Origin of the sequence: Lysobacter arseniciresistens ZS79, from assembly GCF_000768335.1 — a bacterium.
Classification (GTDB): domain Bacteria; phylum Pseudomonadota; class Gammaproteobacteria; order Xanthomonadales; family Xanthomonadaceae; genus Novilysobacter; species Novilysobacter arseniciresistens.
The window spans coordinates 1-21,284 of the sequence record NZ_AVPT01000038.1 but is presented as its reverse complement, the minus strand read 5'-3'; the positions used below and the strand labels follow the sequence as shown (position 1 = coordinate 21,284).

The following is a 21,284-nucleotide window of genomic DNA, read 5'->3' as shown; positions in this document are numbered from 1 at the left end:
CGGTTGGCGTGCTGGCTGCGCTCGGTCTGGCAGGCAACGACGATCCCGCTGGGCACGTGGGTGATGCGCACCGCCGACTCGGTCTTGTTGACGTGCTGGCCACCCGCGCCGGAGGACCGGTACACGTCGGTCTTCAGGTCCGCCGGGTTGATCTCGATGTCGATGTTGTCGTCGACTTCGGGCGAGACGAACACCGAGGTGAAACTGGTGTGGCGGCGGTTGTCGGAGTCGAACGGCGACTTGCGCACCAGCCGGTGCACGCCGGTCTCGGTTTTGAGCCAGCCGTAGGCGAAGTCGCCCTCGACCCGGAACGTGGCCGACTTGATGCCCGCGACGTCGCCACCGGAAACTTCCATCAGCTCGGCCTTCCAGCCGCGCGACTCGCACCAGCGCAGGTACATGCGCAGCAGCATCTCGGCCCAGTCCTGCGCCTCGGTGCCGCCGGCGCCGGCCTGGATGTCGACGAACGCGGGCGCGCCGTCCATCTGGCCGGAGAACATGCGCTGGAACTCGAGCTTGTCGACCTCCTTCGCGTAGCCCTCGACGTCGTCGACCACGGCCTGCGCGGTGGACTCGTCGTCCTCCATCTCGGCCAGTTCGAGCAGTTCGGCGGCGCCGCCGAGGCCCTCGGTCAGGCTGCGGATGCCATTGACCACCTTGTCCAGCGAGGCGCGCTCGCGACCGAGGGACTGGGCCCGCTCGGCATCGTTCCATACGTCGGGGCTTTCCAGCTCCCGCTCTACTTCCTCGAGACGTTCGACCTTGGCGTCGAAGTCAAAGATACCCCCTGAGCGCATCCAGCCGGCCCGTGAGGTCGGCGATGCGCTGGCGGACGGGATTCAGTTCAAGCATGTCCGTGTGTCCGTGGCTGCTGCTAAAGATGACCGGCGATTCTATCAGCCGGCTCGCCGGCCGGAGCGGCTTCGCGGTGGGTGACGACCAGCTGGACCGCGTCGCCGCCGCGGTAGTCGTCCGGCTCCAGCCGGAACGCGATGCGCAGGCGCGGTGGCGGCTCGCGGCCGTCCCAGCCGTTGAATTCGATCGCGTTCAGGCGCAGGCCGGCGACGCCCAGTTCCAGTTTCAGGTGCTGCTGGCCGACCACCCGCCACGCCAGCACGTCGAACTCGCCGTCGAACTGCGGCTCCGGGAAGCCCTGCCCCCACGGCCCGCCGTCGCGCAGCGCCTCGGCGTGGTGGCGGTCGAACTGGTGGTGCGCGAGCTCGCCGTCGCTGAGGATCTCGGCGCGCAGCAGGTCGTCGTCCAGCCGCTCGGCGGCGCAGGCCCGGAACGCCGCCTCGAAGCGCGCCAGGTTGTCCAGCGCGAGGGTCAGTCCGGCCGCCATCGCATGGCCGCCAAACCGTTCGATCAGTCCGGGATGACGGGCGTCGACCATCGCCAGCGCATCGCGGATGTGGAAGCCCGGCACCGACCGGGCCGAACCGCGGAGCACCTCGCCGCCCGGCTCGGCCGGCGCGAACGCGACCACCGGCCGGTGCAGGCGCTCCTTGATCTTCGACGCCACCAGCCCGACCACACCGGGGTGCCAGCCGGGATCGTGCAGGCACAGCGCCAGCGGCAGCGACTCCGGCTGCGTCGAGGGCTCCAGCGTGAGCCGCGACAGCACGGCCTCGGCCTCCTCCACCATCTGCTGCTGGACGGCGCGGCGCTCGCGGTTGATCGCGTCCAGGCTCTCGGCGATCGCGCGCGCCTGCGCGGGGTCGTCGGTCAGCAGGCACTCGATCCCGACGGCCATGTCCTCCAGCCGGCCGGCGGCGTTCAGGCGCGGCCCGATCGCGTAACCGACGTCACCCGCGGTCAGCGACGCCGGATCGCGGCGGGCGACCTCGATCAGCGCGTGCAGGCCGGCGCAGCCCTGCCCGGCCCGCAGGCGGCGCAAGCCGGCGGCCACCAGCGCCCGGTTGTTGGTGTCCAGCGGCACAAGGTCGGCGACGGTGCCGACGGCGACCAGGTCGAGCAGGTGTCCGAGGTCGGGCCCGGGCCCCGTCAACGCCCCCGACCCGCGCAGCCACCGGCGCAGCGCCAGCAGCACGTAGAACACCACGCCGACGCCGGCCAGTACCTTGCTCGGGAAACCGCAGCCGGGCTGGTTGGGGTCGACGATCACGTCGGCCGGCGGCAGGGTCGCGCCCGGCAGGTGGTGGTCGGTCACCAGCACCCGCCAGCCACGCGCACGCGCCGCCGCGATGCCTTCATGACAGGCGATGCCGTGGTCGACCGTGACGAGCACGTCGGGCGCGAACGCCGCCAGTTCGTCCACCAGCGCCGGCGACAGGCCGTAACCGTGGACGGCGCGGTTCGGGACCGCGTGCGACACGCGGCGTGCGCCGAGCATGCGCAGGCCGCGCACGGCGACCGCACAGGCGGTGGCGCCATCGCAGTCGAAGTCGCCGACCACGAGGATGTGGCGGTCAGCCGCGATCGCGTCGGCCAGCAGCGCCGCCGCCTCGTCGAGGCCCTTCATCGAATCCGGCGGCAGCAGGTCCGCCAGCCGCGGGCGCGCCTGTGCAAGCACGCCGGCACCGCGCGCGGCGTAGATCCGCTGGAGCAACCCGGGAACCTGGGCGGGCCACGGGTCGCACGCGGGCACCTCGCGGCGGCGCAGTCGCGCCGCAGGCCTCACCCGGACTCCCCGGCGGGGGCGGGCGCGGCGACGCTGGCGAACGAATGCCGCGGCCGGCGCCAGAACCGCAGCCGGTGGCGGCGGGCGACTCCGAAGGTCGCGCCGTCGCCGAACTCCAGCGTCGCGCGCTGCAGGCGGCCGGCATCGATGTCCGTCAGCAGTGGCGCCAGCCAGTCGCGGTCGAACACCCGCAGGTCGCGGATGTCGCGCAAATCGAACAGGCGATCGTCCTGCGTGGCCTCGGCGCCACCGTCCCAGCCGGGCGGCAGCGACGCGGCAAGCGCGCCGGCGGCCTCCGCGAAGGCGGCGACGGTGTCGTCGTCGCTGTACACCGCGCGATACGTGGTGGTGATCCGGTCCGGCGTACGGCCGGCGCCCCAGAACCACAGCGAATTGACCGGCGCCAAACCGGCCGCCGCGCGTCGGGCGTTGTGCGGATGGTTGTGCAGCACGACCTGGCTTTCGCTCAGCAGTGCGCGCCAGCGCCGGCCTTCGTCACCGGCCGGCAGGTGTTCGAACATGTCCTCGCCCAGCGCCTGCTCCGGTGAGGCGAGCGACGGCACCCGGGCGCCTTCCGGCAGCCGCAGGTACCAGCGCGACGGGTGCGGGGCGTCGAGCAGGAAACCGACATCGCCGAACAGTGGCCGCAACGCCGGCAGCAGCGCCGCGGCGTCGTCGGCATCCAGCCCCAACGCCGCGCCGTGGGCCATCAGCCGGGCGCCGTTGATGTCGGGCTGGACGTTGACCGGGTCGGCGCGCAGCCACAGCGCCCCGGCCGCGTCGCCGGCGTCGCGCTGGCGGCTCACCGCGGCGGCGGGCCATCCGCGCGGCAGCACATCGAATATCCGTGCGAGTCGGTCCGCATCGACGGTGGCGGGCGCGACGCGGACATCGGCCTGCCCGACCCGGCGCGCCGAGGCCGTCGACAGGCGCTGCCCGCCGAACCGGCCGGCCGCGGGCAGCAGCAGCGTGGCCGTGGCCACGGCCTCAGCCGTCGTAGCGGACGGCGATGATGTCGTACTCGCGCGTCCCGCCGGGCGCGTCGATGCTGACGCTGTCGCCCTCGTGCTTGCCGATCAGCGCACGCGCGACCGGCGAGGAGATCGCGATCAGGCCCTGCTTGATGTCGGCCTCGAGGTCGCCAACGATCTGGTAGGTCTTCTCCTCGTCGGTGTCGGCATCGGCCAGGTCGACGGTCGCGCCGAACACGATGCGCGAACCGGCGTTGAGCGAGGCGACGTCGATCACCTGGGCATGCGACAGCTCGGCTTCGAGCTGCTTGATCCGGCCCTCGATGAAGCCCTGCTGCTCGCGGGCGGCGTGGTACTCGGCGTTCTCCTTGAGGTCGCCGTGTGCGCGCGCCTCGGCGATCGCGTTGATCACGGCCGGGCGCTTGACCGACTTGAGCTCCTCGAGCTCCGCGCGGAGGCGCTGCGCGCCCTTGGTGGTGATGGGTGCCTGCATGACGGGTCCTGCAGCCGGCGCGTGGGCCGGCGGTGGTCAGTTACGAAAGGTGGTGTCCCGGATTGTGACGGGCGCGGCGGGAATGGCAACCGCCGCGCCGTCCGGGTGCGTGCGACTACGCGGCGCCGTCGAGCTCGGCGTGCAGCTCCTGCAGCGACCACACCGGGCCGGTGCCGCGGAACTCCAGCGACTGCACCAGCGCACGCGCGCCGGCCACCGTCGTCGAGTAGGTCACGCGCTGCTGCAGCGCCTCGCGCCTGATCGAGAACGAGTCCGAGATCGCCTGCCGGCCTTCGGTGGTGTTGATGATGTAGGCGATCTCGCCGTTCTTGATCAGGTCGACGATGTGCGGACGGCCTTCGGCAACCTTGTTGACCGCCTCGCAGGCCAGTCCCTGCCCGCGCAGGAACGCCGCCGTGCCGTGGGTGGCGACCAGCTCGTAGCCGCGATCGACGAGATCGCGCGCTACCGGCAGCACGCGACGCTTGTCCGGGTCGCGCACCGACACGAACACCTTGCCCGACGCCGGCACCGCCTTGATGCCGCCGGCCTCCTGGGCCCGCGCCATCGCCGCGCCGAAGCTGCGACCGACGCCCATCACTTCGCCGGTGGAGCGCATCTCCGGCCCGAGGATCGGATCGACGCCCTGGAACTTGGCGAACGGGAAGATCGCCTCCTTCACCGAGTAGTAGTCGGGAATGACCTCGGCGGTCGCGCCCTGCTCGGCCAGGGTCCTTCCGGCCATGCAGCGCGCCGCGATCTTCGCCAGCGGCATGCCGGTGGCCTTGGACACGAACGGCACCGTGCGCGAGGCACGCGGGTTCACTTCGAGCAGGTAGATGGTGTCCTCGCCCTCGGGCTGGTCGTCCACCGCGACCGCGAACTGCGTGTTCATCAGGCCGACGACGTCCAGCGCCTTGGCCAGCGCCACCACCTGCTCGCGCAGGCGGGCCTGGGTTTCCGGCTTGAGCGAGTACGGCGGCAGCGAGCACGACGAGTCGCCCGAATGCACGCCGGCTTCCTCGATGTGCTCCATCACGCCGCCGATCAGCACGTTGCCGTCCTTGTCCGCGATGACGTCGACATCGACCTCCACCGCGTTGTCGAGGAAGCGGTCCAGCAGCACCGGCGACTTGTCCGACACCTTCACCGCCTCGCGGATGTAGCGCTCCAGGTCGGCGTCGGAATGCACCACCTCCATCGCGCGGCCGCCAAGCACGTAGCTCGGGCGCACCACCAGCGGGTAGCCGACCTCGCGCGCCAGAGCGACGGCCTCGTCGGCGTTGCGGGCGATGCGGTTGGGCGGCTGCTTGAGGCCGAGCTGCTCGATCAGCTTCTGGAAGCGCTCGCGGTCCTCGGCCAGGTCGATGCTGTCGGGGCTGGTGCCGATGATCGGCACGCCGGCCGCCTCCAGCGCCTGCGCCAGCTTCAGCGGGGTCTGGCCGCCGTACTGGACGATCACGCCCTTGGGCTTCTCCAGCTCGCAGATCTCCAGCACGTCCTCGAGCGTCAGCGGCTCGAAATACAGGCGATCTGAGGTGTCGTAGTCGGTCGAGACGGTCTCCGGGTTGCAGTTGACCATGATGGTCTCGTACCCGTCCTCGCGCAGGGCCAGCGCGGCATGCACGCAGCAGTAGTCGAACTCGATGCCCTGCCCGATCCGGTTCGGGCCGCCGCCGAGCACGATGATCTTGTCGCGGTCGCTCGGGTCGGCCTCGCACTCGTCCTCGTAGGTCGAGTACATGTAGGCGGTGGTGGTGGCGAACTCGGCCGCGCAGGAATCGACCCGCTTGTAGACCGGACGCACGTTGAAAGCGTGGCGCAGCGTGCGCACGGCGGCCTCGTCGGTGCCGGTCAGCTGGGCGATGCGGGCGTCGGAGAAGCCCATGCGCTTGAGCTCGCGCATCCGCCTGGCGTCGAGCGCGGGCAGGCCGCCGTCGGCGATCTGCTTCTCGGTGGCGACGATCTCCTCGATCTGGTCGAGGAACCACGGGTCGACGAACGACAGCGCGTGCACGTCCTCCACGTTCATGCCCGCGCGGAACGCGTCACCGATGTAGAAGATGCGTTCGGGACCGGGTTCCTTGACCTCGCGGCGCAGCCGGACGAGACCCTCCTCGCTGCCGAGGTCGAGCCCGGTCGGGTCGAGGCCGACCTTGCCGGTCTCCAGCCCGCGCAGCGCCTTCTGCAACGACTCCTGGAAGGTGCGGCCCATCGCCATCACCTCGCCGACCGACTTCATCTGGGTGGTCAGGCGCGAGTCGGCGGCCGGGAACTTCTCGAACGCGAAGCGCGGAATCTTGGTGACCACGTAGTCGATCGCCGGCTCGAACGATGCCGGGGTCGCGCCGCCGGTGATCTCGTTGCGCAGCTCATCGAGCGTATAGCCGATCGCCAGCTTGGCGGCGACCTTGGCGATCGGGAAACCGGTCGCCTTCGATGCCAGCGCCGAGGAGCGCGACACGCGCGGGTTCATCTCGATCACCACCACGCGGCCGGTCTCGGCGTTGATGCCGAACTGCACGTTGGAACCGCCGGTGTCGACGCCGATCTTGCGCAGCACCGCGATCGAGGCGTCGCGCAGGCGCTGGTACTCCTTGTCGGTCAGCGTCTGCGCCGGGGCGACCGTGATCGAGTCGCCGGTGTGCACGCCCATCGCGTCGAAGTTCTCGATCGAGCAGACGATGATGCAGTTGTCCGCAGTGTCGCGGACCACCTCCATCTCGAACTCCTTCCAGCCCAGCACCGACTCCTCGATCAGCACCTCGTTGGTCGGCGACAGCTCGAGGCCGCGCTTGACGATCTCCTCGAACTCCTCCTTGTTGTAGGCGATGCCGCCGCCGCTGCCGCCGAGGGTGAAGCTCGGGCGGATGATGGTCGGGTAACCGACCGTCGCCTGGATCTCGACCGCCTGCTCGTAGGTCTTGGCGACCGCCGCCTTCGGGCACTCCAGGCCGATGTCGGCCATCGCCTGCTTGAACAGCTCGCGGTCCTCGGCCATCCGGATCGCATCGCGCTTGGCGCCGATCAGTTCGACGTTGTACTTCTCCAGCACACCGTTGTCGGCCAGGTCGAGCGCGCAGTTGAGCGCGGTCTGCCCGCCCATGGTCGGCAGCAGCGCGTCGGGCTTCTCCTTGGCGATGATCTTCTCGACCGTCTGCCAGTTGATCGGCTCGATGTAGACGGCGTCGGCCATCTCCGGGTCGGTCATGATCGTCGCCGGGTTGCTGTTGACCAGCACCACCCGGTAGCCCTCGTCGCGCAGGGCCTTGCAGGCCTGGGCGCCGGAGTAGTCGAACTCGCAGGCCTGGCCGATCACGATCGGGCCGGCGCCGATGATGAGGACGGTCTTGATGTCGGTGCGCTTTGGCATGTCAACGCACCCCTGCGTTCTTGTTGTGGTCCATGGATTCGATGAAACGGTCGAACAGTGGCGCGACGTCGTGCGGCCCCGGGCTGGCTTCCGGGTGGCCCTGGAAGCTGAACGCCGGTGCGTCGGTCAGGGCGATGCCCTGGTTGGAGCCGTCGAACAGCGAGCGGTGGGTCACGCGGACGTTGGCCGGCAGCGTCGCCTCGTCGACCGCGAAGCCGTGGTTCTGGCTGGTGATCATCACCCGGCCGGTATCGAGGTCCTGCACCGGATGGTTGGCGCCGTGGTGGCCGTACTTCATCTTCAGCGTCTGTGCACCGACGGCCAGGCCGAGCAGCTGGTGGCCGAGGCAGATACCGTAGGTGGGCACCTTCCTGGCAATGAACTCGCGGATCGCCTCGATCGCGTAGTCGCACGGCGCCGGGTCGCCCGGGCCGTTGGACAGGAACACGCCGTCGGGCTTGAGCGCCAGCACCTCGGCGGCGGTGGTCTGGGCCGGCACCAGGGTCACGTTGCAGCCGCGCTCGGCGAGCATGCGCAGGATGTTCTGCTTGACCCCGAAATCGTAGGCGACCACGTTGTAGCGGCCGTCGCCTTGGGCGAACGCGCCGCTGTCGAGGTCGAGCTGGCCATCGCGCCAGTTGCGGCTCTCGCGGGTACAGACCTCCTTGGCGAGGTCCATCCCCTTCAGCCCGGCGAACCTGCGCGCGGCCTCGACCGCCTTGTCGGCGTCGATGTCGTCGCCGGCCATCAGCGCGCCGTTCTGGGCGCCGGTCTCGCGCAGCAGGCGGGTCAGCTTGCGGGTGTCGATGTCGGCGATCGCGACCACGCCGCGCCTGGCCAGCCACTCCGGCAGCGACACCTGGCTGCGCCAGCTGCTCGGCCGGCGCGGGACGTTGCGCACGATCAGGCCGGCGGCCCAGACATCGTCCGCCTCGTTGTCGAACTCGGTGATGCCGGTGTTGCCGATGTGCGGGTAGGTCAGGGTGACCAGTTGGCGGGCATAGGACGGGTCGGTCAGGATCTCCTGGTAACCGGTCATCGCGGTGTTGAACACCACTTCGCCGACGGAAACGCCGGGCGCGCCTACGGAAATGCCCTCGAAGATGGTGCCGTCTTCGAGGGCGAGGATTGCGGGATGGGTCACGGGGATCGCCTTGGCTGCCAGGGGGTGCTGACTCCGTGGTGCGCAGCGCAACCCGAATGCAGGTTGCAGCAAAGCGCGGACGCGGTGCGGGACCGGTCCGGAATGGAGTTCAGGCGAACGGGAATTCTAGCGATGTAGCGGCCGGCGCGCCAGCACGTCGTTCATGCGCCGGTCGCTTCCGCACGTCCGGGAAGCACCAGGTCCCGCAGCGTGTACCGCCCCGGTGCCCGTCCCGCCAGCCTCGCAGCCGCGTGCAGGGCTCCACGGGCGAAGATGTCGCGGTTGGTGGCGCGGTGGACCAGTTCGACCCGCTCGCCCAGCCCGGTGAACTGGACCAGGTGTTCGCCGACGATGTCGCCCGCGCGCAGCGCCGCGTAGCGCGGCTCGGCGCCGCCCTGCCCGGCCGAGGCGCCCAGCGCCAGCGCGGTACCCGACGGCGAATCCTTCTTGAGGACGTGGTGCGACTCGACAATGTCGCAGTCCCAGCCTTCCAGTGCGGCAGCGGCTTGCCGGACCAGGTCCGCCAGCACCACCACGCCGAGGCTGAAATTGGCCGCCGACAGCACCGGGATACGCGCCGCGGCGGCATCGATGGCGGCAAGCTGCGCCGGCTCCAGCCCGGTGGTGCCCGATACCAGCCCCGCGCCGCGCTCCGCACACAGGGCGAGGATCGCGTCGAAGCCGGCCGGCAGGCTGAAATCGACCGCGACGTCGAACGCGGGGACTCCGTGCATCTCCGAAGCGGAGAACTGGGGCACGCCATCAACGACGCGCTGCGTGGGCTTGCTGCCGGAGACCGCGGCGACCACGTCCAGGTCGCCGCGCTCGGGCGCGAGCCGCAACAGGGACTGGCCCATGCGACCGGACGCGCCGTGGACGAGGATGCGGATGGGCGGATTCATCCGCGCAGGCTAGCCGGACGTTCCCGACCCGACAAGCGCGCCGGGCTCGGGATTTCCGCGGTTCAGGACGTCATCCGGTCCCAGAAGCCGCGCACGCCGTCGATGAAGGTCGACGAACGCGGCGAATGCTTGCGCGCGCCCTCGCCGACGAAGGTGGCGTCGAACTTCTCCAGCAGCTCGCGCTGCTCGGCGGTCAGGTTGACCGGGGTTTCGACCACGACGCGGCAGAACAGGTCGCCCGGCCGGCGGCTGCGGACCGACTGCACGCCCTTGTCGCGCAGGCGAAACAGCTTGCCGGTCTGGGTTTCGGCCGGCACCCGCAGCTCGACCTCGCCGCCGAGCGTCGGCACGCGGATGGTGTCGCCCAGCGCCGCCTGGCCAAGCCGGATCGGCACGTCGCAGTGAAGGTCGTCGCCGTCGCGACGGAAGATATCGTGCTCGCGCACGCGCACGTCGACGTACAGGTCGCCCGGCGGCGATCCGGCCGGACCGGCCTCGCCTTCACCGGCCAGCCGGATGCGGTCGCCGTTGTCGACACCGGCCGGGATCTTCACCGACAGCGTCTTGGTTTCCTCGACCCGGCCCTGCCCGTGGCAGTCGCCGCACGGGTTGCTGATGGTCTGGCCGCGGCCGCCGCAGTGCGGGCAGCCCTGTTGCATCGAGAAGATGCCGCGCTGGAACCGCACCTGGCCGCGCCCGCCGCAGGTGGTGCAGGTTTCGACCTTGCCGTCGGCCGAACCGCTGCCGCTGCAGGTGTCGCACTCGTCCAGCGTCGGGATCTCGATCTCCTTCTCGACGCCGCGCACGGCCTCCTCGAGCGAGAGCTCCATGACGTAGCCGATGTCGGCGCCGCGCCGCGGGCCGCGCCCGGCGGGGCCGCCACCGCCGAAGATGTTGCCGAAGATATCGCCGAAGATGTCGCCCATGTCGGCGTATCCGGCACCACCCGGCCCGCCGCCGCCCATGCCGTGCTCGAAGGCGGCGTGGCCATGCTGGTCGTAGACCCGGCGCTTGTTGGCGTCGGACAGGACCTCGTAGGCCTCCTTGCACTCCTTGAACGATGCCTCGGCGGCGGCGTCACCCGGGTTGCGGTCCGGGTGGTACTTCATCGCGCACCGGCGGTAGGCCTTCTTGAGGTCGTCGGCGCCGGCGTCGCGGGCCACGCCCAGCACTTCGTAATAGTCGCGCTTGCTCATCTGCTACGGGTTCCCCTGCCCCACCGGGACAGGTCGGGACTTCGATGGTGCGTGAAACGACGAGGGTCCGGAAGCGCGGCGCGGTCCCGAACCCTCCCCAGCGGCGCCCCTCCGGGGAGGGGCGAACCGGTTACTTCTTGGCGTCGTCCTTGACCTCGGTGAACTCGGCGTCGACCACGTCGTCGGACGCCTGGCCGCCGGCCGCGCCCGCCGCATCGCCGGCACCGCCCGCCTGGCCCTGGACCGCGGCCATCAGCGCCTGCGCGGCTTCCTCCAACGCCTTCGACTTGGCCTCGATCTGGGCCTTGTCGTCGCCCTTCATCGCGGTCTCCAGATCGGCAATCGCCGACTCGGCCGCACCGATCGCGTCGCCCGGCAGCTTCTCGCCGTGCTCCTTGATGGTGCTGCGCGCCATGTGGATCAGGCCGTCGGCCTGGTTGCGGGCCTGCACCAGCTGCTGGAACTTCTCGTCCTCCTCGCGGTTGGCCTCGGCGTCGGCGACCATCTTCTGGATCTCCTCCTCCGACAGGCCCGAACCGGCCTTGATCTCGACCTTCTGCTCCTTGCCGGTCTTCTTGTCCTTGGCGGTCACGTGGACGATGCCGTTGGCGTCGATGTCGAACGACACCTCCACCTGCGGCATGCCGCGAGGCGCCGGCTCGATGCCCGACAGGTCGAAACGGGCCAGCGACTTGTTGAAACGGGCCTGCTCGCGCTCGCCCTGCAACACGTGCACGGTGACGGCGGACTGGTTGTCCTCGGCGGTCGAGAAGGTCTGCGAGGCCTTGGTCGGCACCGTGGTGTTCTTCTCGATGATCTTGGTGAACACGCCGCCCAGGGTCTCGATGCCCAGCGACAGCGGGGTCACGTCGAGCAGCAGCACGTCCTTGACGTCGCCGGCCAGCACGCCGCCCTGGATCGCGGCGCCGATCGCCACCGCCTCGTCCGGGTTGACGTCCTTGCGCGGCTCCTTGCCGAAGAATTCGGTGACCGCCTGCTGCACCTTCGGCATGCGGGTCTGGCCGCCGACCAGGATCACCTCGCTGATGTCGCTTGCCCGCAGCCCGGCGTCGTTGAGCGCGGTACGGCACGGCTCGATCGTCTTCTTGACCAGGTCCTCGACCAGCGATTCGAGCTTCGCGCGGGTCAGCTTGATGTTGAGGTGCTTCGGCCCGGAGGCGTCGGCGGTGACGTACGGCAGGTTGACCTCGGTCTGCTGCGCGGACGACAGTTCGATCTTGGCCCGCTCGGCGGCGTCCTTCAGGCGCTGCAGGGCCAGCGGGTCCTTGCGCAGGTCGATGCCCTGGTCCTTCTGGAACTCGTCGACGAGGTAGTCGATGACGCGCTTGTCGAAGTCCTCGCCACCGAGGAAGGTGTCGCCGTTGGTCGACAGCACTTCCACCTGCATCTCGCCGTCGACCGACGCAATTTCAATAATCGACACGTCGAAGGTGCCGCCGCCGAGGTCGTAGACGGCCACCTTGCGGTCGCCGCCCTTCTTGTCCATGCCGTAGGCCAGCGCGGCCGCGGTCGGCTCGTTGATGATGCGCTTGACGTCGAGGCCGGCGATCTTGCCGGCGTCCTTGGTCGCCTGGCGCTGGCTGTCGTTGAAGTACGCCGGCACGGTGATGACCGCCTCGGTGACGGTCTCGCCCAGGTAGGCCTCGGCGGTCTTCTTCATCTTGGCCAGCACCTCGGCCGAGATCTGCTGCGGCGCCATCTTCTTGCCGTCGGCGGTCGCCACCCAGGCGTCGCCGTTCTCGTGCTGGACGATGGAATACGGGACCAGGTCGAGGTCCTTCTGCACTTCGGCGTCGGTGAACTTGCGGCCGATCAGGCGCTTCACCGCGTAGAAGGTGTTCTTCGGGTTGGTGACCGCCTGGCGCTTGGCCGAGGCACCCACGAGGACCTCGCCGTCCTTGGTGTAGGCGACGATGGACGGCGTGGTGCGGTCGCCTTCGGCGTTCTCGATCACGCGGGCCTTGCCGCCCTCCATGACCGCGACGCAGGAATTGGTCGTGCCCAGGTCGATACCGATGATCTTGCCCATGTGTAGTTCCCTCTCGAATCTCGTTGTCTTGGGGGCGGCCGGGCCGCCGATGTCCGCTATCTGGGGTCGCCGCCGGCGGGTTCAAGCATCCGCGCCGGCGCTGGCGGTCACTCGGTGCGGCTGACCACCACGAGCGCCGGGCGCAGCAGGCGGTCGTTCAGCAGCCAGCCCTTCTGGTAGACCTGCACGACGTGGCCGGGGGCGTGGTCGGGGCTGTCGACCATGCTCATCGCCTGGTGGTGGTCGGGGTTGAACGGCTGGTCGGCGGGGTTCACCTCGACCAGGCCGTTGTCGGCACCGACCTTCAGCAGCTGCCGCAGGGTCAGCTCCACGCCTTCGCGCAGGGCATCGGCGTTGTCGCCAGCAGCACCGAGGCCGGCTTCGAGGCTGTCGATCACCGGCAGCAGGTCGGCCAGCAGGCGCTCGTTGGCGAACTTGCGGGCGCTGTCGCGCTCGCGCTCCAGCCGCTTGCGCTGGTTCTCGAGGTCGGCGCGGTCGCGCAGCGAGTCCTCGCGCAGCTGGGCCAGCTCGGCCCGGACGGCCTCCAGCTCGGCGGCAAGGGGGGAGATTTCGTTCTCGGCGGCGGCCTGCTCGGCGGCTTCCTTCATCGGTTCGGTGGTCATGCGAGGCCCTGTTCTGGTGCGCGGTGGCGCGATTTCCGTAACAGAGCCGAGCAATGGGGCCGGCCGGCGGCAATTCAAGCGCCGCTCCGGGCGTGGCTACTCGCGGCCGAACGCCTGCCCGAGCGCGCCGGCGGCGGCCTCCACCACGGGGATCACGCGGTCGTAGGCCATGCGGCTGGGGCCGATCACGCCGAGCACGCCCAGCACCTGCCCGCCGGCGCCGTATGGGGCGGTCACCAGCGACATGCCCTCCAGCGGCGCCAGCCCGGTTTCCTCGCCGATGAAGATGCGCACGCCGGGTGCGTGGACGGTGCGTTCGAGCAGTTGCAGGATCTCGCGCTTGCGGGCGAAGGCCTCGAACAGCTCGCGAAGGCGGTCGACGTCGGACAGGTCCTGCAGGCCCATCAGGCGGGTCTGGCCGGCCAGCACCATGTCGTCGCCGTCGGGTGCGAGCACGTGCTCGGCCAGCTCGATGGAGCGGGCAAGCAGGGCTTCCATCTCGCTGCGGGCGCTGCGCAGTTCGCGCAGCAGGGTCGCGCGGATCTCGCTGACCGGGCGGCCGGCAAAGTGGTAGTTGAGGTAGTTCGCCACCTGCTCCAGTTCACCCGGGGCGTACGTGCCGCGGGTCTGGATGATGCGGTTCTGCACCTCGTTGTCGGCGAACACGAGGATCGCCAGCACGCGGTGGTTGTCGACCTGGACGAAGTCCACCCGGCGGAACGCGAACTGCTCGCGCCGCGGCACGCTCACCACGCCGACGAAGCGGGTCATCGCCGACAGCAGCTCCGACGCGCTGCCCAGCAACGCCTGGGTGCCGGTGCCGGCCGGCAGCTCGCCACGCAGGCGGGCGAGCTCGCTGTCGGGCAAGGGCCGCACCTGCAATAGCGAGTCGACGAACAGCCGGTAGCCCTGCGCCGTCGGCACGCGCCCGGCCGAGGTGTGCGGCGCGCTGAGCAGCCCCGCCTCCTCGAGGTCCGACAGGATGTTGCGGATCGTCGCCGCGCTGACGTCCAGCCCCGAGTGCCGCGCCAGCGTCTGCGAACCGACCGGTTCGCCGCTCTGGATGTAGCGCCCGATCAGGGTCCGCAGCAGTTGTCGCGCGCGCGGATCAAGCACGTCGGGCTCGCGGCGCGGGTCGGTGTGGCTGGTGTCGCGTCGACGGCTCATGGCCCCGCATATAAAGCCGCGGCCGGTGACGCGCAAGCGCCGCGGCTCAGCCTGCGAGACGACGGCGTGGTCGGATGCCGCCACACCGCTCCGCGCCCGTAACCCGCCCCCTGCCCTCCGGCGCCACGCCGTCTTAAACTCGCCGCCGCATGCTTACCCATCTCAGCCTCAAGCATTTCGCCGTCGTCGAAGAGGCCGAACTCGCGTTCGGGCCCGGCCTGACCGTGATTTCCGGCGAGACCGGCGCCGGCAAATCGCTGCTGGTCGACGCGCTCGGCCTGCTGTCGGGCCTGCGCGCGGATAGCGGCGTGGTCCGGCATGGCGCCGAACGGGCGGAAGTGGTCGGCGAATTCACCCTGGCCGACGTGCCCGCGGCGCGCGACTGGCTGTTGGCGGCCGAGCTCGACGAGGACGGCGAGGCGTCCTGCCTGCTGCGCCGCGTGGTCCGCGCCGACGGCGGCTCGCGCGCCTGGGTCAACGGCCGGCCGGTGACGATCGGGCAACTGGCCGAACTGGCCGGGCTGCTGGTCGAGATCCACGGCCAGCACGAGCACCAGGCGCTGATGGCGCGCCACAGCCAGCTCGCCCTGCTCGACGCCTACGGCCGCACCGGTGCCGAACGCGCCGCCGTGGCGACCGCGGCCGGGCGCTGGGGCGGGTTGCTGGACGAGCGCGACCGGTTGACCGCGCAGGGCGACGTGTCCGACCGGGTCGAATGGCTGGAGCACCAGCACGCGGAACTGGAGCGCGAGACGCTGGAACCCGGCTCGGTCGAGCAATTGTTGGCCGACCACCGCCGGCAGGCGCACGCTGCCGACCTCATCGACGCCTGCGAGGGCGTGTTCGCGCGTCTCGGTGGCGACGACGGCGGTTCGGTCACGCGCGAGCTGCGGCGCCTCCGCGGCGAGCTGCAACGCGTGGTCGAGCACGAACCGCGGCTGCAGGAGGTCGACGGCATGCTCGACACCGCCGCGATCCAGCTCGACGAGGCACTCACCCTGCTCGACCGCATCCGCGCCGACCTCGACCTCGACCCCTCGCAGTTCGAGCGGATCGAGCAGCGTCTCGGCCGCCTGCACGACCTCGCCCGCAAGCACCGGGTCGCGCCGGAGGAGCTGCACGCCCAGCGCGAGCGCATCGCCGTCGAACTGGAACAGTTGCGCGGCGCCGGCCAGCGGCTGGAGGCGCTCGATGCCGAGATCGCCGCGGCGACGTCGGACTGGCAGGCCGCCGCCGATGCGCTCGGAAAGAAGCGACGCGCGGCGGCCGGCGCGCTCGCCGACGCCACCACCGCCCTCATCGCCGAGCTCGGCATGGGCGGCGGCCGTTTCGACATCGCCATCGAGGCCACCGGGCAGGCGCGCCCCGACCCGCAGGGCGCCGAGCGGGTCGAGTTCCTCGTCGCGGCCAACCCTGGCCAGCCGGCCCGCGCATTGCGCAAGGTCGCCTCCGGCGGCGAGCTGTCGCGCATCTCGCTGGCGATCGAAGTGGCCGCGCTCGGGCTGGACACCGTGCCGACGATGGTCTTCGACGAGGTCGACTCGGGCATCGGCGGAGGCGTGGCCGAGATCGTCGGCCAGAAGCTGCGCGCGCTCGGTGCCAGCCGGCAGGTGCTGTGCGTGACCCACCTGCCGCAGGTCGCCGCGCAGGGCCACGCGCACTACCGGGTCAGCAAGGCGGCCAGCGACGGCGTGACCCAGAGCCAGGTCCGGCTGCTGGACCCGAAACAGCGCCAGGAGGAACTGGCGCGCATGCTCGGCGGCGTCGAGCTCACCCGCGAGGCGCGGGCGGCGGCGAAGCGGCTGCTGAGCGACGTCGGCTAGGACAACCTCCGCTCAGCGTTTCTTGCGCACGTACAGCACCAGCGAGTGCTCCTCGATCTGGTAGCCGTGCTGGGCGGCGATCCGGGCCTGCAGCTCCTCGATCTCGGCGCTCTCGAACTCGATGATCTTGCCGGTCTCGATATCGACCATGTGGTCGTGGTGCTGGCCGCGATCCAGCTCGTAGACCGACTGGCCGGACTCGAAGTTGTGCTTGAGCACCAGCCCGGCCGCCTCGAACTGCGTCAGCACCCGGTACACCGTCGCCAGGCCGATGTCCTCGCCCTGGTCCAGCAGCAGGCGGTAGATGTCCTCCGCCGTCATGTGGCGCGGCTTGGCCTGCTCCAGCAACTGGAGGATCCGCATCCTGGGGTGGGTGACCTTGAGGCCGGCCTTGCGAAGTTCCTGCGATTCCATGAAGGCTCCTTTCGGGCCGCAACTCTGGCCGAAGCGCTGGTCCAAAAACGGATCGCAATGCCGGATGAACAATGTCGTCGGGGCACTGCGTCGGCAAGGCATCAGTGTATCATCGGGCTTCTGTCCGCCTGCCGCCCGACCGATGCCCAAGCACCCGATGCGTACGCTCCTGCTCGCCCTCACCGTCGCCGCGACGGCCGCCGGTTGCGGCATCGTCTATCGCCAGCCGATCTACCAGGGCAACCTGCTGGAGTCGTCCGCGGTGGAGCAGCTGCAGGCCGGCATGAGCAAGCAGCAGGTGATGGGCATGCTCGGTTCGCCGTCGATCCAGGATCCGTTCCATCAGGACCGCTGGGACTACACCGCCACCCAGCGCACCGACCGGCTCGCCACCACCCGGATCAAGACCCTGACGCTGTGGTTCGAGAACGACCAGTTGCAGCGCTGGGAGGGCGAGTACTTCCCAGAGCAGGATTCGGACCTCGCCAAGTCGGCGCGCAAGCAGTTCGGCCCGAACCTGGCCAAGGACAAGAAGTAGGCCACGCGCCGGCGGTATCCGGCCGCCGCGACGGGTAACTCCAGGGCCCCGGTCAGCGCGCCCGGCTTGCGGCGCGGCGCCGACGCGCCTGCTTCGGGTCCACCAGCAGCGGCCGCAGCAGTTCCACCCGGTCGCCGTCATGCAGCGCGGTTTCAACGGTGGCGACCACGCCGAACACCGCGTACCCCACCTCGCCGCCTTCGACGAGCTCCCAGCCGGCCGCCCGCAAAGCGTCGGCCACGCGCGCGCCGGGGGGCAGTTCGACCGTCACCTGTTCGAAGCGCCGCGGCCACGCCCGGAGCAGTTGGACCTTCATTCGCCGCCGCGGTCCGCGACCCGGATGAAGTCGTCGACCATGCGGTCGGCCAGGCTCTGGAACCCCAGCGCCATCGCCGGGCCCAGCAACCGCACCGTCGGCTCGAAGTCCAGCGTCAGCGTCACCTTGCAGGCGGACTCATCGAGCGCGTGGAACTCCCACCGCCCCGCCAGCCGGCGGAACGGGCCGTCGACCAGCTTCAGGTCGATGTGGTGCGGCGGCGACATGGTGTTCTCGGTGGTGAACCAGGTGCGCAACGCGCCCAGGCCGAGGTCCAGCCGGGCGACCATGCGCCGCTCCGAGGACTCCAGCACCTGTACGCCGTCGCACCAGTCGAACCTCCGCGGATAGGCGGCGACGTCGTTGACCAGCGCGAACATGCGCGCGGCGGAGTGTTCGACGAGGGCGGAACGGCGGATGCTGGGCACGGGCAGTTTTACTTTCGACGGGTCGCGCCTCGCGTATCGGCCCCGCAATCAGGGACAATGGCGCGATGGCCAAGAGCAAGAACAAGACGGGCAAGGATAAGGGAAACGGCGGGACCATTGCGCTCAACAAGCGCGCCCGCCATGACTACCACCTGGAGCAGCGGTTCGAGGCCGGCCTCGCGCTGCAGGGCTGGGAGGTCAAGTCGATCCGCGCCGGCCGCGCCAACATCGGCGAGAGCTACGCGGTGGTCCGCGGTGGCGAGATGTTCCTGTTCGGCGCGCAGATGACGCCGCTGATCTCCGCCTCCACCCACGTCGTCGCCGACGAGCGCCGCACCCGCAAGCTGCTGCTGCACCGTCGCGAGATCGACACCCTGATCGGCCGGGTGCAGCGCGACGGCTATACCGTGGTGCCGACCTCGATGTACTGGAAGGGCAACCGGATCAAGATCGAGCTGGCGCTGGCCAAGGGCAAGCAGGACCACGACAAGCGCCAGGCCAGCAAGGACCGCGACTGGGCGCGCGAGAAGCAGCGCGTGATGCGGCGGCACAACAAGGACGCCTGACCCGGCGCCCGCGCCGGCCCGGCGGCTCACCCCTGCTCGCGGACTTCGCCCGGCAGGGTGAAATAGAACGTCGCGCCCTGCCCCGGCCTGCCCTCGGCGCGGATGGTGCCACCGTGGCGCTCGACGATGCGCTTGACCGATGCCAGCCCGATGCCGTGGCCGGCGAACTCGTTCTGGTCGTGCAGCCGCTGGAACGGCCGGAACAGCTTGTCGACGTACTCCGGATCGAAACCGGCGCCGTTGTCGCGCACGTAGAACTCCACCGCGTTGCGGCCGAACTCGATGTGCGGGCGGTCCGCGCCGCGGGTGAACTTCCACGCGTTGCCGAGCAGGTTGGCAAGCAGGTTGCGCAGCAGGCTGGCGTCGCCCTCGGCCTCGAGGCCGGGCTGGATCGCGACGTCGACCGGGTGCCCCGCATCGTCGGTCCGCAGTTCCTCGACCACCTCGGCGGCGATGCGGCTCAAGTCGACGAACTCGTGGTGGATCGGGCTTCGGGTCACGCGCGACATCTTCAACAGCGCGTCGATCAGCTCGCCCATGCGGTTGGCGGCCTTGCGCACGCGCTCCAGATACCCCTGCCCGGACTCGTCCAGGCTGCCGGCATAGCGCTCGGCCAGCACCTTGCTGAAGCCGTCGATCGCGCGCAGCGGTGCGCGCAGGTCGTGCGAGACGCTGTACGCGAAGGCTTCCAGCTCCTGGTTGGCCTGGCTCAGTTCGCGCGTGCGCAGGGCGACGCGGTGCTCAAGGGTGCGGTTGAGCGCGTGCACGCGCGCCTCGGCCTGCAGCCGCTCGGTGACGTCCTCGGCCTGCACCAGTCCCACCACATCCTGGCCGATGCTGCCCGGGACCGGCGAATAGGTCAGCTGGGCGAGTCGTGGCTCGCCGCCGTCGCGATGCAGCCGGCGGGTTTCACGCCGGATGCCGGTTTCGCGTGGTTCGGGCGTGCCCGTGTCGTCCGCATCGGCGCCGGCATCCTCGAACAGCGACTGGAAGCCCGCGCCTACCAGCGCCTCGGCACTGCGGCCGACGATCCCGGCAAACGCCGGGTTGGCCTCGACGATGCAGCCGTGGCTGTCCAGCAGCACCTTGCCGATCGCCGAGTACTGCATCGCGGTGCGGAAGCGCTCCTCGCTGCGGCGGTAGTTCTCGGTCAGGCCGAGCGCGATCTTCTGCGCGCGCGACTCCGTCTGCGCCAGCATCCACGCGATCGCGTACATCAGCAGCGACGCGAACAGCCCCAGCGCGAGTATTGTCTGCAGGCTGGCCAGTCGCGGCGCCGCCTGCTCCAGCGGGGCCGACTCGAACGCCAGCAGCCAGCGACGGCCGTAGTGTTCGACCTGGATTTCGTGACGGAACGCCGGCTGCCCGTCGCCGGCCAGCGCCGTGGCGTACAGCGGCGTCTCGCCGGACGAAACGTCGGTGATGCTGAAGCGCATCGGGTTGTCGCCCAACGCCTCCTCGACGAACCGCTCCATCCGGAAAGGCACGTAGACCCAGCCCAGCATCGCCGCCTGCCGCGTCTCGGGCGTGGCGGGGCGCGCCCCGTCGCGGTACACCGGTACGTACAGCAGCAGAGCCGCCAGAGGCGTATCGCCGTCCTGCACCAGTTGCACCGGTCCCGAAAGCGTCGGGATCCCCCGCTCCATCGCGGACTGCATCGCCCGGTGGCGGGTCGGTTCGGAGTACATGTCGAAGCCGATCGCCGCCACGTTCTCGGGGCTTCTTGGCTCCAGGTAGAGGATCGGCCCGTAATGGTCGCGGGCGCCGCCGGGACGGACCCGCAGCACGCCCCAGCCCGCCTCGCGCCACTCCGTCTGCAGGTCCAGCAGCCGGTTGCCGCTCACGTAGCCGGCAAAACCGAGGCCGACCATGCCCGGGAACCGCTCATCGATCCCCAGGCCTTCTGCGAAGCCGTACCACTGGCTGGGGGTGGGCCGGTCGACCGACGCGAACAGTGCCGCGCCTCCGCCGGCCACCAGTTCGTAGTTGATGATCCGCTGCTTGAGCAGTTCGGCCGCCTCCTGCGTGCTCGCGACGAAGCGCGCGTCGGCAGCGCGCAGCTCGCGGTCATAGGCGGCCCGCCATAGCGCCAGCACCGTGACCAGCGAGGCGACCAGGACCACCAGCGCCCACAGATGGCCACGCAACGGGCGCAGGCGCTCGCCCAGCGAGCGTGGCGGGTCGGTACCGGGCAGGTCGTCCATGGGGCCCAAGCATACAAGGCCGCAGGCGCCTGAACCGCCCGCCCGACAGGGCCCACTCAGCCCTTGAGGAAGTGTCGCGCGGCCCTATACTGGCGGGGTCAGCGAACTTGCAGTTCCCCGGGGGTGCACTGGCTTCGACGGGGGTCGCGAAATCGCCTGGCGCATGCCGAGGGGGTAGCTTTCCTCGTAAATCCAGCTGCAAAACTTTAGTTGCCAACGACGACAACTACGCACTGGCCGCTTAAGGCCTAAGCCCCGAAATCGCTTGTGTCCGTGCTCGCGACGTAGGGTCATTATCACGGAATCGCCGGGAGTGGCCGCCTGCCAGCACCCGGTTAACCCAAAGCAGGCTGGTCCCCTGATGCGCTTTGCGCGCCGTGCTGTCAGGGGGCGAGACCCAACGGCGAGCTAAGCATGTAGTGCCGGGGATGGAGT

At 70.2% G+C, this 21,284-nt stretch carries 17 protein-coding genes, 1 other RNA gene and 1 pseudogene; 4 read left to right on the top strand and 15 right to left on the bottom strand.

Features of this window, described 5'->3' with window-relative positions:
• The 11 genes and pseudogenes from prfB to hrcA all read right to left on the bottom strand — a co-directional run.
• Nucleotides 1-852: pseudogene (prfB, locus tag N799_RS12930) on the bottom strand (peptide chain release factor 2); the annotation flags it as partial.
• A gap of 22 nt (nt 853-874) precedes the next feature.
• Complete coding sequence (recJ, locus tag N799_RS12925) at nt 875-2,641, bottom strand: single-stranded-DNA-specific exonuclease RecJ (RefSeq protein WP_052101549.1); 1,767 nt, start codon at nt 2,639-2,641, stop codon at nt 875-877.
• Nucleotides 2,638-3,624, bottom strand: coding sequence for a hypothetical protein (locus N799_RS12920; RefSeq protein WP_052101548.1), 987 nt, complete (start codon nt 3,622-3,624; stop codon nt 2,638-2,640). Before N799_RS12920 ends, recJ begins: the two co-directional genes overlap by 4 nt.
• Before the next feature lie 4 nt (nt 3,625-3,628).
• Nucleotides 3,629-4,105, bottom strand: a complete 477-nt coding sequence (greA, locus tag N799_RS12915) for a transcription elongation factor GreA (RefSeq protein ID WP_036213321.1) — start codon at nt 4,103-4,105, stop codon at nt 3,629-3,631.
• A gap of 115 nt (nt 4,106-4,220) precedes the next feature.
• Nucleotides 4,221-7,478 carry a carbamoyl-phosphate synthase large subunit gene (carB, locus tag N799_RS12910; RefSeq protein ID WP_036213318.1) on the bottom strand — a complete coding sequence of 1,086 codons (3,258 nt, stop codon included), beginning with the start codon at nt 7,476-7,478 and terminating at the stop codon, nt 4,221-4,223.
• A 1-nt stretch (nt 7,479) separates the two neighbouring features.
• Nucleotides 7,480-8,622: a glutamine-hydrolyzing carbamoyl-phosphate synthase small subunit gene (gene carA, locus N799_RS12905; protein WP_036213316.1), complete on the bottom strand. Its 1,143-nt coding sequence runs from the start codon at nt 8,620-8,622 to the stop codon at nt 7,480-7,482.
• A 161-nt stretch (nt 8,623-8,783) separates the two neighbouring features.
• A complete protein-coding gene (dapB, locus tag N799_RS12900; RefSeq protein WP_081975031.1) occupies nt 8,784-9,524 on the bottom strand; it encodes a 4-hydroxy-tetrahydrodipicolinate reductase in 741 nt (246 codons plus the stop codon).
• A gap of 62 nt (nt 9,525-9,586) precedes the next feature.
• The gene (gene dnaJ / locus N799_RS12895; protein ID WP_036213311.1) at nt 9,587-10,720 is read right to left on the bottom strand and encodes a molecular chaperone DnaJ; all 1,134 of its coding nucleotides are present in this window, start codon (nt 10,718-10,720) and stop codon (nt 9,587-9,589) included.
• 130 nt (nt 10,721-10,850) lie between these two features.
• Nucleotides 10,851-12,770 (bottom strand): molecular chaperone DnaK, encoded by a 1,920-nt coding sequence (dnaK, locus tag N799_RS12890; RefSeq protein WP_036213308.1) that lies wholly within the window; start codon nt 12,768-12,770, stop codon nt 10,851-10,853.
• Nucleotides 12,771-12,877: 107 nt separating this feature from the next.
• Nucleotides 12,878-13,393 carry a nucleotide exchange factor GrpE gene (grpE, locus tag N799_RS12885; protein ID WP_036213306.1) on the bottom strand — a complete coding sequence of 172 codons (516 nt, stop codon included), beginning with the start codon at nt 13,391-13,393 and terminating at the stop codon, nt 12,878-12,880.
• 96 nt (nt 13,394-13,489) lie between these two features.
• Nucleotides 13,490-14,509, bottom strand: coding sequence for a heat-inducible transcriptional repressor HrcA (gene hrcA / locus N799_RS12880; RefSeq protein ID WP_036213331.1), 1,020 nt, complete (start codon nt 14,507-14,509; stop codon nt 13,490-13,492).
• A 200-nt stretch (nt 14,510-14,709) separates the two neighbouring features.
• On the opposite strand from hrcA, the gene recN reads away from it, so the two are divergent.
• Nucleotides 14,710-16,383, top strand: coding sequence for a DNA repair protein RecN (gene recN, locus N799_RS12875; RefSeq protein WP_036213303.1), 1,674 nt, complete (start codon nt 14,710-14,712; stop codon nt 16,381-16,383).
• Nucleotides 16,384-16,395: 12 nt separating this feature from the next.
• Here the strand turns inward: recN and fur are convergent, their stop codons facing one another.
• Nucleotides 16,396-16,797 (bottom strand): ferric iron uptake transcriptional regulator, encoded by a 402-nt coding sequence (gene fur, locus N799_RS12870; protein ID WP_036213300.1) that lies wholly within the window; start codon nt 16,795-16,797, stop codon nt 16,396-16,398.
• A gap of 157 nt (nt 16,798-16,954) precedes the next feature.
• Between fur and N799_RS12865 the strand changes: the two genes are divergently transcribed.
• A complete protein-coding gene (locus N799_RS12865) occupies nt 16,955-17,335 on the top strand; it encodes an outer membrane protein assembly factor BamE (RefSeq protein WP_036213328.1) in 381 nt (126 codons plus the stop codon).
• Between the two features lie 52 nt (nt 17,336-17,387).
• Here the strand turns inward: N799_RS12865 and N799_RS12860 are convergent, their stop codons facing one another.
• Together N799_RS12860 and N799_RS12855 are read right to left on the bottom strand one after the other, a co-directional pair.
• Nucleotides 17,388-17,651, bottom strand: coding sequence for an RnfH family protein (locus N799_RS12860; RefSeq protein WP_036213297.1), 264 nt, complete (start codon nt 17,649-17,651; stop codon nt 17,388-17,390).
• Nucleotides 17,648-18,079, bottom strand: coding sequence for a type II toxin-antitoxin system RatA family toxin (locus N799_RS12855; RefSeq protein ID WP_036213295.1), 432 nt, complete (start codon nt 18,077-18,079; stop codon nt 17,648-17,650). Before N799_RS12855 ends, N799_RS12860 begins: the two co-directional genes overlap by 4 nt.
• A 65-nt stretch (nt 18,080-18,144) precedes the next feature.
• On the opposite strand from N799_RS12855, the gene smpB reads away from it, so the two are divergent.
• Nucleotides 18,145-18,645 carry an SsrA-binding protein SmpB gene (gene smpB, locus N799_RS12850; protein ID WP_036213293.1) on the top strand — a complete coding sequence of 167 codons (501 nt, stop codon included), beginning with the start codon at nt 18,145-18,147 and terminating at the stop codon, nt 18,643-18,645.
• 26 nt (nt 18,646-18,671) lie between these two features.
• Here smpB and N799_RS14495 read toward each other — a convergent pair whose 3' ends face one another.
• The gene (locus N799_RS14495; RefSeq protein WP_052101546.1) at nt 18,672-20,849 is read right to left on the bottom strand and encodes a CHASE domain-containing protein; all 2,178 of its coding nucleotides are present in this window, start codon (nt 20,847-20,849) and stop codon (nt 18,672-18,674) included.
• A gap of 119 nt (nt 20,850-20,968) precedes the next feature.
• Between N799_RS14495 and ssrA the strand changes: the two genes are divergently transcribed.
• Nucleotides 20,969-21,284, top strand: a transfer-messenger RNA (tmRNA) gene (gene ssrA / locus N799_RS14945); the annotation flags it as partial.

Coding starts and splice junctions, on each gene's coding strand:
- greA (WP_036213321.1), bottom strand. CDS start 4,105: ATGCAGGCACCCATCACCACCAAGGGCGCGCAGCGCCTCCGCGCGGAG.
- dnaK (WP_036213308.1), bottom strand. CDS start 12,770: ATGGGCAAGATCATCGGTATCGACCTGGGCACGACCAATTCCTGCGTC.
- dnaJ (WP_036213311.1), bottom strand. CDS start 10,720: ATGAGCAAGCGCGACTATTACGAAGTGCTGGGCGTGGCCCGCGACGCC.
- fur (WP_036213300.1), bottom strand. CDS start 16,797: ATGGAATCGCAGGAACTTCGCAAGGCCGGCCTCAAGGTCACCCACCCC.
- grpE (WP_036213306.1), bottom strand. CDS start 13,393: ATGACCACCGAACCGATGAAGGAAGCCGCCGAGCAGGCCGCCGCCGAG.
- recN (WP_036213303.1), top strand. CDS start 14,710: ATGCTTACCCATCTCAGCCTCAAGCATTTCGCCGTCGTCGAAGAGGCC.
- carB (WP_036213318.1), bottom strand. CDS start 7,478: ATGCCAAAGCGCACCGACATCAAGACCGTCCTCATCATCGGCGCCGGC.
- smpB (WP_036213293.1), top strand. CDS start 18,145: ATGGCCAAGAGCAAGAACAAGACGGGCAAGGATAAGGGAAACGGCGGG.
- dapB (WP_081975031.1), bottom strand. CDS start 9,524: ATGAATCCGCCCATCCGCATCCTCGTCCACGGCGCGTCCGGTCGCATG.
- N799_RS12865 (WP_036213328.1), top strand. CDS start 16,955: ATGCGTACGCTCCTGCTCGCCCTCACCGTCGCCGCGACGGCCGCCGGT.
- N799_RS14495 (WP_052101546.1), bottom strand. CDS start 20,849: ATGGACGACCTGCCCGGTACCGACCCGCCACGCTCGCTGGGCGAGCGC.
- N799_RS12860 (WP_036213297.1), bottom strand. CDS start 17,651: ATGAAGGTCCAACTGCTCCGGGCGTGGCCGCGGCGCTTCGAACAGGTG.